Annotated in this window: 17 protein-coding genes and 1 pseudogene; 12 read left to right on the top strand and 6 right to left on the bottom strand. The window is 49.0% G+C overall.

The window, feature by feature from the left end; genetic code table 11:
- Positions 1-247: 247 nt before the first annotated feature.
- Positions 248-817 carry a hypothetical protein gene (locus DBY90_RS01345; protein ID WP_003741664.1) on the bottom strand — a complete coding sequence of 190 codons (570 nt, stop codon included), beginning with the start codon at positions 815-817 and terminating at the stop codon, positions 248-250.
- Between the two features lie 154 nt (positions 818-971).
- Here DBY90_RS01345 and DBY90_RS01340 point away from each other — a divergent pair, with 154 nt between their 5' ends.
- From DBY90_RS01340 to DBY90_RS01290, 11 genes are all read left to right on the top strand, one after another.
- Positions 972-1,829 carry a ParB/RepB/Spo0J family partition protein gene (locus DBY90_RS01340; RefSeq protein WP_049228631.1) on the top strand — a complete coding sequence of 286 codons (858 nt, stop codon included), beginning with the start codon at positions 972-974 and terminating at the stop codon, positions 1,827-1,829.
- Positions 1,830-2,095: 266 nt separating this feature from the next.
- Complete coding sequence (locus tag DBY90_RS01335) at positions 2,096-2,449, top strand: ATP synthase subunit I (RefSeq protein ID WP_003741662.1); 354 nt, start codon at positions 2,096-2,098, stop codon at positions 2,447-2,449.
- Positions 2,439-3,305: a F0F1 ATP synthase subunit A gene (gene atpB, locus DBY90_RS01330; protein WP_003741661.1), complete on the top strand. Its 867-nt coding sequence runs from the start codon at positions 2,439-2,441 to the stop codon at positions 3,303-3,305. Before DBY90_RS01335 ends, atpB begins: the two co-directional genes overlap by 11 nt.
- Positions 3,306-3,366: 61 nt before the next feature.
- Complete coding sequence (gene atpE, locus DBY90_RS01325; protein WP_002214801.1) at positions 3,367-3,603, top strand: F0F1 ATP synthase subunit C; 237 nt, start codon at positions 3,367-3,369, stop codon at positions 3,601-3,603.
- A 71-nt stretch (positions 3,604-3,674) separates the two neighbouring features.
- On the top strand, positions 3,675-4,145 hold the full coding sequence (locus tag DBY90_RS01320) for a F0F1 ATP synthase subunit B (RefSeq protein ID WP_019270018.1): 471 nt from the start codon (positions 3,675-3,677) through the stop codon (positions 4,143-4,145).
- A 4-nt stretch (positions 4,146-4,149) separates the two neighbouring features.
- The gene (locus tag DBY90_RS01315; RefSeq protein WP_003741657.1) at positions 4,150-4,683 is read left to right on the top strand and encodes a F0F1 ATP synthase subunit delta; all 534 of its coding nucleotides are present in this window, start codon (positions 4,150-4,152) and stop codon (positions 4,681-4,683) included.
- Between the two features lie 10 nt (positions 4,684-4,693).
- Complete coding sequence (atpA, locus tag DBY90_RS01310) at positions 4,694-6,241, top strand: F0F1 ATP synthase subunit alpha (RefSeq protein WP_070492106.1); 1,548 nt, start codon at positions 4,694-4,696, stop codon at positions 6,239-6,241.
- Between the two features lie 24 nt (positions 6,242-6,265).
- Entirely contained in the window at positions 6,266-7,141 is an 876-nt protein-coding gene (atpG, locus tag DBY90_RS01305; protein WP_003741654.1) for a F0F1 ATP synthase subunit gamma, read from the top strand.
- A 38-nt stretch (positions 7,142-7,179) separates the two neighbouring features.
- Positions 7,180-8,577 carry a F0F1 ATP synthase subunit beta gene (gene atpD, locus DBY90_RS01300; RefSeq protein ID WP_070492103.1) on the top strand — a complete coding sequence of 466 codons (1,398 nt, stop codon included), beginning with the start codon at positions 7,180-7,182 and terminating at the stop codon, positions 8,575-8,577.
- A gap of 10 nt (positions 8,578-8,587) precedes the next feature.
- Complete coding sequence (locus tag DBY90_RS01295; protein ID WP_070492099.1) at positions 8,588-9,013, top strand: F0F1 ATP synthase subunit epsilon; 426 nt, start codon at positions 8,588-8,590, stop codon at positions 9,011-9,013.
- 523 nt (positions 9,014-9,536) lie between these two features.
- Positions 9,537-10,160, top strand: coding sequence for a nuclease-related domain-containing protein (locus DBY90_RS01290; protein ID WP_107986417.1), 624 nt, complete (start codon positions 9,537-9,539; stop codon positions 10,158-10,160).
- Between the two features lie 121 nt (positions 10,161-10,281).
- Here DBY90_RS01290 and prmA read toward each other — a convergent pair whose 3' ends face one another.
- The 5 genes and pseudogenes from prmA to DBY90_RS01260 all read right to left on the bottom strand — a co-directional run bounded on the left by prmA (position 10,282) and on the right by DBY90_RS01260 (position 14,901).
- Positions 10,282-11,169 (bottom strand): 50S ribosomal protein L11 methyltransferase, encoded by an 888-nt coding sequence (gene prmA / locus DBY90_RS01285; RefSeq protein WP_070492093.1) that lies wholly within the window; start codon positions 11,167-11,169, stop codon positions 10,282-10,284.
- Between the two features lie 311 nt (positions 11,170-11,480).
- A complete protein-coding gene (accC, locus tag DBY90_RS01280) occupies positions 11,481-12,842 on the bottom strand; it encodes an acetyl-CoA carboxylase biotin carboxylase subunit (protein WP_070492089.1) in 1,362 nt (453 codons plus the stop codon).
- A gap of 35 nt (positions 12,843-12,877) precedes the next feature.
- A pseudogene (locus DBY90_RS01275) lies at positions 12,878-13,068 on the bottom strand (YqaE/Pmp3 family membrane protein).
- 70 nt (positions 13,069-13,138) lie between these two features.
- Positions 13,139-13,600 carry an acetyl-CoA carboxylase biotin carboxyl carrier protein gene (gene accB, locus DBY90_RS01270; protein WP_049224360.1) on the bottom strand — a complete coding sequence of 154 codons (462 nt, stop codon included), beginning with the start codon at positions 13,598-13,600 and terminating at the stop codon, positions 13,139-13,141.
- A 545-nt stretch (positions 13,601-14,145) separates the two neighbouring features.
- The gene (locus DBY90_RS01260) at positions 14,146-14,901 is read right to left on the bottom strand and encodes a class I SAM-dependent methyltransferase (RefSeq protein ID WP_107986477.1); all 756 of its coding nucleotides are present in this window, start codon (positions 14,899-14,901) and stop codon (positions 14,146-14,148) included.
- Between the two features lie 228 nt (positions 14,902-15,129).
- On the opposite strand from DBY90_RS01260, the gene DBY90_RS01255 reads away from it, so the two are divergent.
- Positions 15,130-16,806, top strand: a complete 1,677-nt coding sequence (locus tag DBY90_RS01255; protein WP_070492083.1) for a formate--tetrahydrofolate ligase — start codon at positions 15,130-15,132, stop codon at positions 16,804-16,806.
- Positions 16,807-16,817 lie beyond the last annotated feature (11 nt).

The following is a 16,817-nucleotide window of genomic DNA, read 5'->3' as shown; positions in this document are numbered from 1 at the left end:
TTGGATTAGAGGTGTTCGAGTGCGCCGATGCCGCCTTCCTGATAGGCTGTTACCCAACGCAGCAGGTGGGTTCGTGAGATGTCGTAGTGGTTTGCGCTACGCTGTTGGCTGCGGATGTGCAGGTAGTGGGGGTGTAACCTAGTATTTGAAGTGTAATGTATATTTGGTCATAAAAAACTGCACCTTGGTAGTTGGAGGGGATGTGTCCAACTTTTGGGGTGCAGTTTTGGGTCAGATGACACTTTCTTTATCTTGCTTGCTCCATGGAGGTTATTAATGCCTCAAAATTCTGCATCAGAGTTGCCTTATCCAACCAGCCCGCCAGCGTAAACAGATTCAGTAAAATTCCTGAGATTACGACAAACCAGCAGAAGGATAAAAAATAGCCTTTAAGTACTGCCCAAACTTTGACCTGTCCTATTCTCATCAAGCCGACAGCCTGCGCCCAAAATGCCCAGGTCTTCCAAACCATCAGAAGCGGTGCATTTTCCGGCATATAAAATACCAACAGAGTAGGAATCATCAAAGCCTCCGATGCCAAGATGAATCCCCATAAAGGCAGGCGCGGCGCGCCGTTTCTACTCAAAACATAACGCATCACACGGCTCAAAATCAGCCACCTTATGACGGTAACCAACACGGCAAAGATGACAGCGGCAGTGCTGACGCCGAGCAAGAGCGACATATCTGCCGCATTGATCATGCCCAACAGCAGCAAAATCGCCAAAATAACGGGCAGTGTATAGAAATAATCAGCAGGATTCTTATAGCGCAGATGCAAAATATCCCACATATCGATAAGAAAAGAATAAAGCATTGACTGACGAGTGGTTCGATAAAAAATAGAAGGCTGGATTTTAGCTGAAAATATACGGTCTGATAAATACAGACGATGTGATATGAATTGTCGCCAGCTGCGAATATCCGCTAGAATACGCGCTTTATGGAAGGTCGTCTGAAAAGGATTCAATATGGCAAAAGCAAAAGGCGGTTTGGGCCGCGGTTTAGATTCCCTGATTTCCAACGGCGTGGACAACAGCAGTAGCGACCGCCTGACTACCGTCGCCATCAACGACATCCAGCCCGGCCGCTATCAGGCGCGGGTTCAGATGGACGACGAAGCCTTGCAGGAGCTGGCGGATTCGATTAAAGCGCAAGGCGTTATCCAGCCGGTCATCGTGCGCGAACACGGCCTTTCTCAATACGAACTGATCGCCGGCGAACGCCGCTGGCGCGCATCCCAGCTCGCCGGACTGACCGAGATTCCGGTCGTCATCAAAACCATCAGCGACGAAACTGCGCTGGCAATGGGTTTGATTGAAAACCTGCAACGCGAAAACTTAAACCCGATTGAAGAAGCGCAAGGTTTGAAACGCCTTGCCGACGAGTTCGGGCTGACTCACGAAACCATCGCCAAGGCAGTCGGCAAAAGCCGCAGCGCGATTTCCAACAGCCTGCGCCTGTTAAGCCTGCCCGAGCCTGTTCAAGATATGCTCTACCATCGCCATCTTGAGATGGGACATGCCCGCGCCCTGCTGACTCTGCCTGTGGTCGAGCAGCTCGAATTGGCGCAAAAAGCGGTGAAAAACGGTTGGTCGGTACGCGAAGTCGAACGCCGCAGTCAAGTCGCCCATCAGGCAAAACAGGAAATCAAAAAAACCATCAGCCCCGATATACGTCGTCTGAATGACGTGTTGACCGAAAGACTGGGCGTTAACGCGGAAGTCAAAACCACCAATAACAAAAAAGGCAAAATCGTTCTCCACTTCGATACGCCGGAAACATTTGAGTATCTGCTGAAACAGTTGGGCATTGATTATCAGATGTAAATTAGGTTGTGCAGAAAATTTAGAATTAAGGTCATCTGAAAACTTATTCTCCAGTTTTCAGATGACTTTTTTATTGAAATAAAATTACTGGGCAATGGCTGTAATTTAATGTAATTTGTGATATGATTGAAAATTGTAGCGTATAAGTTAGGAATGTTGTAGGAGTTATTATTTCACAAAGATTAACTATCCCTTGACGTGTATAGGCTTCTTCATTATATTGTAGTATCGCTGCTTGGCCATTTCGTTATAGCTTCTAAATTTTCATGAATCAGATTTTAGTTTATCAAGTTGTTGTTTTATTAATTATTTCTGTATTAAGTGCTGTTTTTGCAGGTGTAAATGGATTTTGGTCTTCTGTCGTAGGTGGAGTTTGTTATTTAGTCCCGTCTTCTATTGCAGTTTTACTTTTAAAACTTTCCAAGCGCAACCCTTTGTATCATGGTAAAGCGTTCATTATTGGGGAAGTTTTAAAAGTAGTGCTGTCGCTGGTGATGATGTTTGCCGTATTCATGGTTTGGCATCAGTCTTTAATATTCTTTCCGTTCTTGTTCGGATTGCTCGGTGTCAGTCATTTGGTTTTTTTAGTATTGTTGAGAGTGAAGCATTATGGCAGGTGAAACAATGACCGCTGCCGACTACATCAAGCACCATTTACAAAGCTTGACCAGTCTGTCGGATGTTGCCCAAGGCCAAGGCCTGAAAAATATTGCCGATTTTTCGTTTATCAATCTTGATGCGATTTTCTTTGCTGTTTTGTTAGGTGTATTAGGAAGCTTCCTGCTTTGGCGTGGCGCTAAGAAGGCGACGGCTGGCGTGCCGGGACGTTTTCAGGCTGCCGTAGAGATTTTGTTCGAGTTTGTGGATAATATGTGCAAAAGTATTATTCACAATGAACAATCTCGAAAAGCCATTGCTCCATTAGGTTTGACGCTGTTTGTATGGATTTTCCTAATGAATGCTATGGATATGCTGCCGGTGGATTTGTTGCCCTGGTTGTGGCAAAACGCTACCGGTAACCATCATGCATTGTTACGTATTGTGCCGACCGCGGATTTGAATACTACGTTGGCGTTAGCTATTGGAGTCTTATTAATTTGTATTTATTACAATATCAAAATCAAAGGTGTTCGTGGTTGGATTCATGAGTTGTTCAGTGCTCCGTTCGGCGCCAAACTTGCTCCTGCCAACTTTCTTTTGAATCTGGTCGAATTCCTCTCTAAAACAGTTTCTCACGGTATGCGGTTGTTCGGTAATATGTATGCTGGTGAACTTGTATTCCTTTTGATTGCTTTGCTGGGTGGTGCTTGGGCGACATCTGGAAGCGTTGAAGTGCTGGATCCGATTCTGTTTGGTTTTCACATTCTTGCCGGATTGGCATGGGCGATTTTCCATATTTTGGTGATTACCCTGCAGGCATTTATCTTTATGGCCTTGGCGTTTGTCTATATTGGACAAGCTCATGATGCCCACTAAATTTTCTAGGTAGTTTTATCTTTATTTGTGGTTTAACCTTTGTTTTCTTAAGGAGTTTAAAATGGGTTTGATTGCTATTGCATGTGGTTTGATTGTTGCATTGGGTGCATTGGGTGCCTCCATCGGTATCGCAATGGTAGGTTCTAAGTATTTGGAATCTTCTGCGCGCCAGCCTGAATTGATTGGTCCACTGCAAACTAAATTGTTCCTGATTGCTGGCCTGATTGATGCTGCATTCCTGATCGGTGTGGCTATCGCGCTGTTGTTCGCCTTCGTTAACCCGTTTGCAGGTGCATAATCAAACGGTGTGATCCGTCTAGGTACAGACTTTGGTCTGTTTGATTAACACTAGTACGAAGGTTAACTAACGTGAATATTAATGCAACCTTATTCGCTCAAATCATCGTCTTTTTCGGTTTGGTTTGGTTTACCATGAAATTTGTGTGGCCGCCAATCGCAAAAGCACTGGATGAGCGTGCCGCAAAAATTGCCGAAGGCTTGGCTGCAGCCGAGCGCGGTAAGAGCGATTTTGAACAGGCAGAGAAGAAAGTTGCAGAACTCTTGGCTGAAGGGCGTAACCAAGTTTCCGAAATGGTAGCTAACGCCGAAAAACGTGCCGCCAAAATCGTAGAAGAAGCGAAAGAACAAGCTTCTGTCGAGGCGGTGCGGATTACAGCACAAGCTAAAGCCGATGCGCAGCAAGAAATGAATCGTGCACGCGAAGTTTTGCGTGAACAAGTTGCTGCGTTGGCGGTTAAAGGTGCCGAGTCTATTTTGCGCAGTGAAGTGGATACTTCCAAACATGCGCAGTTGCTCAGTGCTTTAAAACAGGAGCTGTAATCTTATGGCTGAGTTCGCAACGATTGCCAGACCTTATGCGAAAGCATTATTCAATCTGGCGCAGGAAAAAAACCAAATTGAGTCTTGGTTGGGCGGACTGGAAGAATTAGCCGCGGTTGTTCAAAATGAGAAAGTCATTTCTTTGATTGAGCGACCTGAAACAAATACTTCTGAAAAGGTGAATGTACTTGCCGAACTCGTTGAGTTAAAAAGTGATGAATTGAAAAATTTCATTACTGTTTTGGCAGAGCAAAAACGTTTGCCTGTATTGCCTGAAGTCTATGCTCAATATCAAGCTTTAACCTTGTCATTCAATCATACTAAGTCCGCTGTAATTTATAGTGCTTATCCATTGACTGAAGATCAACTGGCTGAGTTGGCTGAAATATTGAAAAAACGCTTTGACAGTAAGTTGCAAATTACAACTGAAGTTGCGCCTGAATTAATTGGCGGTGTCAAAGTTGAAGTGGGTGACCAGGTCTTGGATTTGTCGGTGCAGGGTAAATTGAATGCCCTGTATGCGACTATGACAAATTAGGAGAGTTTTCATGCAGCTTAATCCTGCTGAAATTAGCGATTTGATTAAAGCTAAAATTGAAAATCTGTCTGGAAATACAGAAGTGCGTACCCGTGGTACCGTTATTTCTGTAACAGACGGTATTGTTCGTATTCATGGCTTGTCAGACGCAATGCAAGGTGAGATGATCGAATTCCCGGGTAACACTTTCGGTTTGGCGATGAACTTGGAGCGTGACTCCGTCGGCGCCGTAGTGTTGGGTGAATACGAACATATTAAAGAAGGCGACACAGTTACTTGTACCGGTCGTATTTTGGAAGTACCTGTCGGTCGTGAATTGGTTGGTCGCGTTGTAGATGCGCTGGGTCGCCCGATTGATGGCAAAGGTCCGATCAATACATCTTCTACTGCACCTATCGAAAAAATTGCACCAGGTGTGATTGCTCGTAAATCAGTTGACCAACCGATGCAAACCGGTTTGAAGGCTATTGACTCAATGGTTCCGATTGGTCGCGGTCAACGTGAGCTGATTATTGGTGACCGTCAAACAGGTAAAACAGCCGTAGCATTGGATGCTATTGTTAACCAAAAAGGTACGGGCGTTATTTGTATTTATGTTGCAATCGGTCAAAAAGCATCTTCCATTGCTAACGTAGTACGCAAATTGGAAGAGCATGGTGCAATGGAGCACACGATTGTGGTTGCTGCGACCGCTTCTGAAGCTGCGGCTCTGCAATATATCGCACCTTATGCAGGTTGTACTATGGGCGAGTTCTTCCGCGACCGCGGTGAAGACGCATTGATTGTATATGATGACTTGTCCAAACAAGCTGTTGCTTACCGTCAAATTTCCCTGTTGCTGCGCCGTCCTCCTGGTCGCGAAGCATATCCTGGCGACGTTTTTTATCTGCACTCCCGCTTGCTGGAACGTGCTGCCCGTGTAAATGAACACGAAGTTGAAAAACTGACTAATGGCGAAGTGAAAGGCAAAACAGGTTCTTTGACTGCATTGCCTATTATCGAAACGCAAGCCGGTGACGTATCTGCGTTCGTACCGACAAACGTGATTTCGATTACCGACGGTCAAATTTTCTTGGAAACCGACTTGTTTAACGCTGGTATCCGTCCCGCGATTAATGCCGGTATTTCCGTATCACGTGTAGGCGGTGCGGCACAAACCAAAGTAATTAAAAAACTGGGTGGCGGTATCCGTTTGGCACTCGCCCAATATCGTGAGTTGGCAGCCTTCTCGCAATTTGCTTCAGATTTGGATGAAGCTACACGCAAACAGCTGCAACACGGTGAAGTGGTTACTGAATTGATGAAACAAAAACAATTCAGCACTTTGGATACAGCCGAAATGGCTTTGACTTTGTGGGCCATCAATAATGGTTCTTACGAAGATGTACCAGTACCCAAGGCATTGGCTTTCGAAGCGGAATTTTTGAGCTTTGTACGCACTCAGCATCCTGGTGTTTTAGAAGCAATCAACGCATCAGGTGCGATGTCCGATGAAAGTGAAAAAACATTGACTGAAGCCATGAATTCTTTCAAATCTTCTTATGCTTACCAAGCCTAAGAACTGAAATGAAAGGAGTCTGAAATGGCAGTCGGAAAAGAGATTCTCACCAAAATCCGTAGTGTTCAAAATACCCAAAAGATCACTAAAGCGATGCAAATGGTGTCAACCTCTAAAATGCGGAAGACTCAGGAACGGATGCGCTTAGCGCGTCCGTATGCCGAAAAAGTGCGGACAGTTATGAGTCATTTGGCGCAAACCCATGAAGATCATGGTATTAAATTATTGGCACCTCACCGTGAAACACATCGGGTGGGTTTCATTTTAATCACCTCTGATAAAGGTCTTTGCGGTGGTTTGAACGCGAATGTTTTGAAGAAATTTTTAGCGCAAGTCCAAGAATACCAAGAGCAAGGCATTGAAGTTGATGTTGTCTGTTTAGGTAGTAAAGGCTTAGCCACTTGTCAAAACATCGGTTTGAACGTTATTGCCAGTGCGATTAATTTGGGGGATACCCCAAAAATGGAATTGCTGCTTGGGCCATTGACTGAAATCTTCCAACGTTACGAGAAGCATGAGTTAGATAAAATACATTTGGTATATTCGCGTTTTGTTAATACCATGCGTCAAGAACCACGGTTGGAGGTTCTGCTGCCGATCGGCGAAAATGTGATAGAAGACGAGAATAACTATTCTTCATTCAGTTGGGAATATCGTTATGAACCAAGTCCTATCGCTGTGTTGGAATATCTGGTTCGCCGCTATTTAGAGTCTGTGGTTTATCAAGCATTGAGTGACAATATGGCATCAGAGCAAGCTGCGCGTATGGTGGCGATGAAAGCGGCCACCGACAATGCAGGCAATGCCATTAAAGAGTTGCGTTTGGTATATAACAAATCGCGTCAAGCTGCGATTACCACGGAATTGTCAGAAATTGTAGCAGGTGCAGCGGCAGTTTAATGTCGTCTGAAACCTGAACAGGAAATTAGGATACGATAATGAGCCAAGGCAAAATCGTACAAATTATTGGTGCGGTAGTTGACGTGGAGTTTCCGCGCGATGCCATTCCGCATGTTTACGACGCCCTGAAATTGGATGCAAACGGCCTGACTTTGGAAGTGCAACAGCTTCTGGGTGACGGCGTGGTTCGTACTATTGCAATGGGTAGTTCGGACGGTCTGAAACGCGGCATGACTGTGTGCAATACAGATGCGCCGATTACTGTGCCGGTAGGTAAAGGTACTTTGGGACGTATTGTCGATGTGTTGGGTACACCTGTTGATGAAGCAGGTCCGATTGATACCGACAAACACCGTGCCATCCATCAGACAGCTCCGAAATTCGATGAGTTGTCTGCTACTACCGAGCTGCTGGAAACAGGCATTAAAGTGATTGACTTGCTGTGTCCGTTTGCCAAAGGCGGTAAAGTAGGTCTGTTCGGTGGTGCCGGCGTAGGCAAAACCGTAAACATGATGGAATTGATTAACAACATCGCCAAAGCACATAGCGGTCTGTCCGTGTTCGCCGGTGTGGGGGAACGTACCCGTGAAGGTAACGACTTCTATCACGAGATGAAAGATTCCAACGTATTGGACAAAGTGGCGATGGTTTACGGTCAGATGAACGAACCTCCAGGTAACCGTCTGCGTGTAGCCTTGACCGGTTTGACTATGGCCGAATACTTCCGCGATGAAAAAGACGAAAGCGGCAAAGGTCGCGACGTATTGTTCTTCGTGGACAACATTTACCGTTACACTCTGGCTGGTACAGAAGTATCCGCATTGTTGGGCCGTATGCCTTCAGCAGTAGGTTACCAACCGACATTGGCTGAAGAAATGGGTCGTCTGCAAGAGCGTATTACCTCTACCCAAACAGGCTCCATTACTTCTATCCAAGCCGTATATGTACCTGCGGATGACTTGACTGACCCGTCTCCTGCAACAACATTTGCCCACTTGGACGCTACCGTCGTATTGAGTCGTGATATTGCATCTTTGGGTATTTACCCTGCAGTTGACCCGCTTGATTCCACTTCACGCCAACTGGATCCGATGGTATTGGGTCAAGAGCACTATGACGTAGCCCGCGGCGTACAATCTACTCTGCAAAAATACAAAGAATTGCGCGATATTATCGCCATTCTGGGTATGGACGAATTGTCAGACGAAGATAAACTGACCGTAATGCGTGCGCGTAAGATCCAGCGCTTCCTGTCGCAACCGTTCCACGTTGCCGAAGTATTTACCGGCTCTCCCGGCAAATATGTATCGCTGCGTGACACCATTGCCGGCTTTAAAGCTATCTTGAACGGTGAATACGACCATCTGCCTGAACAAGCTTTCTACATGGTAGGCGGTATCGAAGAAGCGGTCGAGAAAGCGAAAACCTTAAACTAAGGAGGTCGGCATGAGCGTCATGCGAGTTGAAGTGGTAAGTAGCGAGCAGAACATCTATTCAGGCGAAGCCAGTTTTGTAGTGGTTCCGACTGTTCAAGGTGAGCTCGGTATTTATCCGCGACACGAGCCGATTATGAGTTTGGTACGTCCCGGTGCATTGCGTTTGACCGTGCCCGGTGAAGCCGAAGAAGTGCTTGTTGCCGTTTCCGGCGGTGTGCTGGAAGTGCAGCCCAACCAACTTACTGTGTTGGCGGATGTTGCCGTACGCAGTTCCGAGATGGATCGCGAGCGCGCCGAAGCTGCCAAAAAAGCGGCGGAAACCGGCATTTCTCAAGCTAAAGACGATAAGTCGTTGGCTGAAGCGCACAAGGCTTTGGCCGCAGCGATTGCCCAACTCAAAACCTTGGATTATCTTCGTTCGCACAAAAACAAATAAGCAGATTTGCTTTACAAAAAGCACGGTTGAGTACCGTGCTTTTTATTTTTTTATTTTTTTCATGATGGATGGTTTTGAGAAGAACGGAATCTTTAGGTAACGAATGCTATAGAAAAGTTTTAAATGATTCCTTTGTTGCGCATAATTTTGCTTTTCTGAGTCAGCGATAAAGGTTGTTTACTGAATACGGTTTTTATAGGATAAAGCAAATCTTTTGGTAAGGATTATCGTATTTAAAAGTGGTGTTAATGTCGTCTGAATGTATTTAAGACGACTTTTTTGTTTTTAAGGACACCTATTTGCCTATTCTAATAATGAATAAAGTTTGGCTATTTGGGAAGATTGCCATTATATCTGAAATTAAAAAACAACAAATTTTAGAGACAAAAGGTTTTTATTTTGCATAAGCGGTATTTTTATTGTAAAAAGTGCCATTTGGGTTATAATTTTAAAATACATTATCATAAATTGATGTGTAACCTATTACGAAAAAATAAATATTTTATATTGCGGATAATTTGTCATGAACTTTGATTTCATATTTGGGGATGGTGTATCAGGTATGGCGGGATATAGCCTGATACTGATTTTGGCTGCGCTTGCCAGTAAGCAAGATTTAGTAAAACGGTTTATCAGTCGTTTTGCCGTTAATGTGCGTGCTCAATGCTACTTGGATGAAAATTCATATCATGTTTTCCGCCATCTTGATATACGTATTTCAGGAACGCATGAACAGATTGATTATGTTTACGTTTCACGATTCGGTATTTTTATCGTATCGACGCCGAATTATCAAGGCCGTATTTGGGGGGATAACGGGGACGGGATGTGGACGCAGAAATTCCATAGAACCAAGATGCTTTTCCCTAATCCTTTGGCACAGAACCAACGTTATATTCAAGCATTGGTGCGGCAGCTTGATTTAAGCCCGCGCTTGTTTTATTCGGTTGTCGTATTCGCCGGAAGTTGCCAATTTCAAACCATGATGCCGGATAATGTCATTGAATCTGCTGAATTCAATGAATACATTGCTCAATACTGTGAAGTCGTTTTGAATGACGACAAGGTTGCGGAGATCAAAGAAATTTTAGAGAGCAATGAATTTGATAACGTGTTTGGTCAAAATGGTTCTCGATCACACGCTTAATGAAGTAGGCCAAAAAATTTGTAGGTAATGCAGCAGTTTTTTGAAATTATCGGTTGAACACAAAAGGTCGTCTGAAACCTGAATCGGTTTTCAGACGACCTTTTGTTTGAACGTATCGCTATCAGCGTTTGACGCCGCTGAGCCTTGCCCAGCCTTCGTCGATTTCGGCAGGTTCGATGTCGAACCATTGACTGTAAATGCCGCTGAGTTCTTCGATTTGTTCGTCCAGCAAACCGGACAACACGATGCGGCCGCTTTGTTTGGTGCGGGCGGCGAGCATTTCGCCGAGCATGCGCAGGGGGTTGGCGAGGATGTTGGCGACGACGATGTCGAATTGTCCTTGCGGCAGGCCGTCGGGCAGGTAGAACTGTGCATCAACGTTGTTTTGTGCGGCGTTGTCCTTGCTGGCGCGGATAGCCTGTTCGTCAATATCGACGCCGACGGCAGAACCTGCGCCGAGCTTGAGGGCGGCGATGGTCAGGATGCCTGAGCCGCAGCCGTAGTCGAGGACGCTTTCGCCGCCTTTGAGTTGTGTGTCCAGCCATTTGAGGCAGAGGCGTGTGGTCGGGTGGCTGCCGGTACCGAAGGCGAGACCGGGGTCGAGTTGGAGGTTGACGGCGTTGCTGTTGGGCGCTTCGTGCCAAGAGGGGGTAATCCACAGGCGTTCGGAAATTTGGATGGGGTCGAACTGCGCTTGGGTCAGGCGTACCCAGTCTTGGTCGGCGAGGATTTCGCTGGTGTATGCCAAGTCTTTCAGTCCGCATTCTTGGCTGGCGGCTTGAATCATGGCTGCGGCATCGTCGTGCTCGCCGAACAGGGCGATGACTTTGCTTTGCTGCCAGATTTGTTCGGTCGGCATGCCGGGTTCGCCGAAGATGGCTTGTTCGTTTTCGGTGCCTGCGTAGGCGTCTTCGATGGCGGCGGAGAGTGCGCCGTGTTCCATCAGTGCGTCGGCGAGGCGTTCGGCGACGGCGTCGTTGACGTTGATGGTGATTTGTTGATAGGACATGGTGGGCTTTCTCGGTGGGGTCGTCTGAAATTAGGAAGTGGTAGGCAAATACGCGATTTTGGTTGTTTGCGGTATGTTTGGACTATGGGCGTAACAACGGGCTGTTTGCTTTAAATTGAATCGGTTTTCTACCTGAACACGGATTGCGTCTTGTACGGAAACGGCAGCAGACAGGCGGATAATGATATTTTAAGCTCTATTGAGCATCGCTGATGTATGCCTAATGCTGAGGTTTCAACCTCTTTGAAAAAAGGTCGCCTGAAAGCCATACGGTTTTTCAGACGACCTTCGACTATCCAAGCGGGACGGTTTTATTTGTCCTGTTTGGCTTTGCGCTCTTCCAGCCAGTGTTCCAGATAGTGGATGCTGACGCCGCCTTTTTCAAAACCGGGGTCGCTGAACAAATCGCGGTGCAGCGGGGTATTGGTTTTGATGCCGGTTACGGCAAGCTCGGCGAGGGCGACGCGCATTTTTGCCATTGCCTGCTCGCGGGTTTTGCCGACAACGCAGACTTTACCGATCAGGCTGTCGTAGTACGGCGGGATGCGGTAGCCTTGGTAAATATGGCTGTCCACGCGGATGCCGAAGCCGCCGGGCAGGTGGCAGCTTTCAATCAGACCGGGGCTTGGGATAAAGTTGTACGGGTCTTCGGCATTGATGCGGCACTCGAAAGCATGGCCTTCGATTTGGATGTCTTTTTGCTTGTATTGCAAAGGCAGGCCGCCGGCAATGCGGATTTGTTCCTGTACGATGTCCACGCCGGTAATCAGCTCGGTTACGGGGTGCTCGACTTGGACGCGGGTGTTCATTTCGATAAAGAAGAATTCGCCGTTTTCATACAGAAATTCAAACGTACCTGCGCCACGGTAGCCGATGCGTTTGCAGGCGTCGGTACAGGCTTTGCCGATTTTTTCGCGGGCTTTTTCGTCGATGAAGGGAGCGGGAGCTTCTTCGATGACTTTTTGGTGGCGGCGCTGCATGGAGCAATCGCGCTCGGCAAGGTAGATGGCGTTGCCGTGTTCGTCGGCAAGCACTTGGATTTCAACGTGGCGCGGGCGTTGCAGGTAGCGTTCCATATAGACCATCGGGTTGCCGAACGCCGCACCTGCTTCGGCTTTGGTCATTTCGACGGATTTGATGAGGTCTTCTTTTTTCTCGACCACGCGCATACCGCGTCCGCCGCCACCGCCCGATGCTTTGATAATCACGGGATAACCGACTTTGTCGGCGGTTTTGAGGATTTCGGCGGGATCGTCGGACAGGGCGCCGTCCGAACCCGGAACGCAAGGCACGCCCGCTTCAATCATCGCGTGTTTGGCGGAAACCTTGTCGCCCATCAAGCGGATGGTTTCGGCTTTGGGACCGATGAAGATGAAGCCGGATTGTTCGACCTGTTCGGCAAAATTGGCGTTTTCGGCAAGGAAGCCGTAGCCCGGGTGGATGGCATCCGCGCCGGTAACTTCTGCGGCGGCGATGATGGCGGGAATATTGAGATAGCTTTGTGCGGAAGCGGCAGGGCCGATGCACACGGATTCGTCGGCAAGTTTGACGTGCAGACTGTCTTTGTCGGCTTCGGAATGCACGGCGACGGTGGCGATGCCCATTTCACGGCAGGCTCGCAGGACGCGCAGCGCGATTTCGCCTCGGTTGGCGATTAATACTTTTTTCAGCATGATGACCTTTCCTGTGGTTTCAGACGACCTGCTTGTTACCTTTTGCCCAACGCATTGCGGATTTTTTCATCGGTCTTGTATTGGCTCAACGCGTACACCGCCCACATGGCAGCAGGAATCCAGCCGATTAAGGTGAATTGGAGAATCAGACAGATGATGCCCGCAATCGGACGGCCGATGGTGAAGAATACGGCGAAGGGCAGGAAGTGGCTAACAGCAGGCGCATGGTGGAAATCCTGAGTTGGAAAGCATTTCAGACGACCTCTCCGCAATCCGGAAGGTCGTCTGAAAACGGATTATTCGATGATGAAGAGCGGCTCGCCAAATTCCACAGGCGTACCGTTTTCCACCAGAATTTCTTTAACCGTGCCGGATTTCTCGGCTTCGATTTCATTCATCAACTTCATCGCTTCGATGATACACAGCGTATCGCCGGCTTTGACTTGCTGGCCGACTTCGACGAAGGCGGCGGCATTCGGGCCGGGCGCGCGGTAGAACGTACCGACCATAGGCGATTTTTGCGCGTTAGACAGGTCGCGGGCGGCAGGCGCTGCGGGAGCGGGGGCTGCTGCGGCAGCAGGAGCGGCGGCGGGTGCAGGAGCAGGCGCGGCTACATGGGCGGGCGCTGCATAAACGGGAGCCGGAGCGGCGGTGGCGCGGGTGATGCGGACTTTTTCCTCGCCTTCGGTAACTTCGATTTCGGCGATACCTGATTCTTCTACTAAATCAATCAGTTTTTTTAACTTGCGCAAATCCATTTTCGTTCCTTTACGATACGGCCAAAATGTTGTGAAGCGGCCGTGTTTGTTGCGGGATATTTCAGAAAACAACCGGCCTGCGGCAACGGCGCAAGCCGGACGGTATTGGGTTGCATAAAGGGCATTCGCAGGAGCAGAAACCCCGTAAATGAATTTGACTATTTTCCCGAACTTGCCGACAAATGTCTAGCAAAATCTCGAAAAAAGGCGGTTTTTGAACAAAACGGGCAAATTCGGAAAATTCGTCCGAATGCGTATTTTTTCAACGAGTGTTTATTCTAATTTGTTGGTTTATGAAGGGAAAAGGTCGTCTGAAAATTCAGGTGGGGATGCCGATAAACCATTTTGCCCGTTTTCAGACGACCTTTTGATATGAATGGGGATTTAAGGGCGAGAATTTCTTATGGAGGGGAATAACTGACTGGCCTTCTGGCTTTTGGCTTATGCGGAAATGAATGGCGACAGTTTGTGCTGTAAGAGATTTATGGTTGCGGTGGTAAAAGGTCGTCTGAAAACTGATTTTCAGACGACCTTTGCATTTTGAATTATTCCCCGTCTTTAACCAGATGATCGGGCAAGTACACATCGAAGCGGGTGCTTTTGCCTGTGTATTGGTAGGCGGGTTTTTCGCTGTTGAGAAACTCGCCGAGGCGCGGGCGTTTGACGACGACACGTTTTTTGGCGATGGCGCGGGCGGTGGCAAGCAGCTCGGCTTCTTCTTGGGCGGCACCGACGACGCTGTGGAAATACGCCATTTCCTTTTTGACGGCGGCGGACTTTTGGCGTTCGGGGTACATGGGGTCGAGATAGACAATGTCGGGGCGCGATTGTGCGGCGAGTTCGCGCATCAATTCGACGGCGTTGCCATAATGGAAAGTCATGCGGCGGGCGATGTCTTGAATTTCAGGCTCTTGCAGCGCGCGTTCGAGGCCGTCGGCAAGCAGGCAGGCAACGGCGGGATGCTGCTCGAAAGTGTGGACGTTCAAACCGAGCGAGGCGAGGACGAAACTGTCGCGCCCGAGTCCGCCGGTGCCGTCCCAGACGGTCGGTTTGGTTGTGTGGTTGACCGCTTTGGCAATCAGCTCGCCGCCGCCTTTGGTGCGCCGGTATTGGGCTGCGCCGCCGCCGAAGTCGACGCGGACGCGCCCCTTTTCCCCCGCGCGGCACAAGCTGACGCCCTCCGCATCGGCAAGCAGGTATTCGCCGTTGTCGGGTGGGCAGGGCAGGGCAGGGAGGTCGAATTTCTGCGCCAAACGGCGGGCGTGTTCGGTGGCGGCGTCGGAGAAATAGACGGCAGGTATGGTATGGGTGTGCAAATCTTTTGGGACAGACATTTTTCAGACGACCTTTGATTATGAATTGTCAACAATATGAACTGTATTTTTATTGAACTATCGAATTTTTCACTGCGATTCATTCTCAGATAACGCTATAATATGCCTAAAATTCTTTTGAATCCATCAGCGTTTGTCTTTCCGATGGGCTTTCAGACGACCCTCCTCTTTTTCTCCATTCAGTAAAGGAAAATCATGAGCTTCAAAACCGATGCCGAAATCGCCCAATCCTCCACCATGCGTCCGATTGGCGAAATTGCCGCCAAGCTGGGTTTGAACGTTGACAATATCGAACCCTACGGCCATTACAAAGCCAAAATCAATCCTGCCGAAGCGTTCAAACTGCCGCAAAAACAAGGCCGTCTGATTTTGGTTACTGCCATCAACCCGACTCCGGCAGGCGAAGGCAAAACCACCGTTACCATCGGTTTGGCGGACGCGTTGCGCCACATCGGCAAAGACGCCGTTATCGCCCTGCGCGAACCTTCTTTGGGACCTGTGTTCGGCGTCAAAGGCGGCGCGGCGGGCGGCGGCTATGCCCAAGTTTTGCCGATGGAAGACATCAACCTGCACTTCACCGGCGACTTCCACGCCATCGGCGCGGCGAACAACCTTTTAGCCGCCATGCTCGACAACCATATCTACCAAGGCAACGAGTTGAACATCGACCCCAAACGCGTCCTGTGGCGGCGCGTGGTCGATATGAACGACCGCCAGTTGCGCAACATCATCGACGGCATGGGCAAACCCGTTGACGGCGTGATTCGTCCCGACGGCTTCGACATCACCGTCGCCTCCGAAGTCATGGCGGTATTCTGTCTCGCCAAAGACATCAGCGATTTGAAAGAGCGTTTGGGCAACATCCTCGTCGCCTACGCCAAAGACGGCAACCCCGTTTACGCCAAAGATTTGAAAGCACACGGCGCGATGGCGGCATTGCTCAAAGACGCCATCAAGCCCAATTTGGTACAAACCATCGAAGGCACGCCCGCCTTCGTACACGGCGGCCCGTTCGCCAACATCGCCCACGGCTGCAACTCCGTTACCGCCACCCGTCTGGCGAAACACCTTGCCGACTACGCCGTAACCGAAGCAGGCTTCGGCGCGGATTTGGGTGCGGAAAAATTCTGCGACATCAAATGCCGCCTTGCCGGTTTGAAACCCGACGCAGCCGTCGTCGTCGCCACCGTCCGCGCCTTGAAATACAACGGCGGCGTAGAACGTGCCAACCTCGGCGAAGAAAACCTCGAAGCCCTGGCAAAAGGTCTGCCCAACCTGCTGAAACACATTTCCAACCTGAAAAACGTATTCGGCCTGCCCGTCGTCGTCGCCATCAACCGCTTCGTGTCCGACTCCGATGCCGAGTTGGCAATGATTGAAAAAGCCTGCGCCGAACACGGCGTCGAAGTTTCCCTGACCGAAGTGTGGGGCAAAGGCGGCGCGGGCGGCGCAGATTTGGCACGCAAAGTCGTCAACGCCATCGACAACCAACCCAATAACTTCCGCTTCGCCTACGATGTCGAGTTGAGCATCAAAGAAAAAATCCGCGCCATCGCCCAAAAAGTGTACGGCGCAGAAGACGTCGATTTCAGCGCGGAAGCCGCCGCCGAAATCGCCTCGCTGGAAAAACTGGGCTTGGACAAAATGCCCGTCTGCATGGCGAAAACTCAATATTCCCTCAGCGACAACGCCAAACTCTTGGGCTGCCCCGAAGGCTTCCGCATCACCGTGCGCGGCATCACCGTCTCCGCCGGCGCAGGCTTCATCGTCTCCCTGTGCGGCAACATGATGAAAATGCCCGGCCTGCCCAAAGTCCCCGCCGCCGAAAAAATCGACGTGGACGCAGACGGCGTGATTCACGGCTTGTTCTGATTTGAATCGGA

Origin of the sequence: Neisseria mucosa (assembly GCF_003044445.1) — a bacterium.
Classification (GTDB): domain Bacteria; phylum Pseudomonadota; class Gammaproteobacteria; order Burkholderiales; family Neisseriaceae; genus Neisseria; species Neisseria mucosa_A.
The sequence above is the reverse complement of the archived record's forward strand: the minus strand, read 5'-3'. Positions and strand labels throughout refer to the sequence as shown.

Bases quoted from the DNA above. Each gene is read 5' to 3' on its own strand.
- DBY90_RS01290 (WP_107986417.1), top strand. From the start codon at position 9,537: ATGAACTTTGATTTCATATTTGGGGATGGTGTATCAGGTATGGCGGGA.
- atpG (WP_003741654.1), top strand. From the start codon at position 6,266: ATGGCAGTCGGAAAAGAGATTCTCACCAAAATCCGTAGTGTTCAAAAT.
- accC (WP_070492089.1), bottom strand. From the start codon at position 12,842: ATGCTGAAAAAAGTATTAATCGCCAACCGAGGCGAAATCGCGCTGCGC.
- prmA (WP_070492093.1), bottom strand. From the start codon at position 11,169: ATGTCCTATCAACAAATCACCATCAACGTCAACGACGCCGTCGCCGAA.
- atpA (WP_070492106.1), top strand. From the start codon at position 4,694: ATGCAGCTTAATCCTGCTGAAATTAGCGATTTGATTAAAGCTAAAATT.
- DBY90_RS01255 (WP_070492083.1), top strand. From the start codon at position 15,130: ATGAGCTTCAAAACCGATGCCGAAATCGCCCAATCCTCCACCATGCGT.
- DBY90_RS01295 (WP_070492099.1), top strand. From the start codon at position 8,588: ATGAGCGTCATGCGAGTTGAAGTGGTAAGTAGCGAGCAGAACATCTAT.
- accB (WP_049224360.1), bottom strand. From the start codon at position 13,600: ATGGATTTGCGCAAGTTAAAAAAACTGATTGATTTAGTAGAAGAATCA.
- DBY90_RS01340 (WP_049228631.1), top strand. From the start codon at position 972: ATGGCAAAAGCAAAAGGCGGTTTGGGCCGCGGTTTAGATTCCCTGATT.
- atpD (WP_070492103.1), top strand. From the start codon at position 7,180: ATGAGCCAAGGCAAAATCGTACAAATTATTGGTGCGGTAGTTGACGTG.
- atpE (WP_002214801.1), top strand. From the start codon at position 3,367: ATGGGTTTGATTGCTATTGCATGTGGTTTGATTGTTGCATTGGGTGCA.
- DBY90_RS01345 (WP_003741664.1), bottom strand. From the start codon at position 817: ATGCTTTATTCTTTTCTTATCGATATGTGGGATATTTTGCATCTGCGC.
- DBY90_RS01335 (WP_003741662.1), top strand. From the start codon at position 2,096: ATGAATCAGATTTTAGTTTATCAAGTTGTTGTTTTATTAATTATTTCT.
- atpB (WP_003741661.1), top strand. From the start codon at position 2,439: ATGGCAGGTGAAACAATGACCGCTGCCGACTACATCAAGCACCATTTA.
- DBY90_RS01315 (WP_003741657.1), top strand. From the start codon at position 4,150: ATGGCTGAGTTCGCAACGATTGCCAGACCTTATGCGAAAGCATTATTC.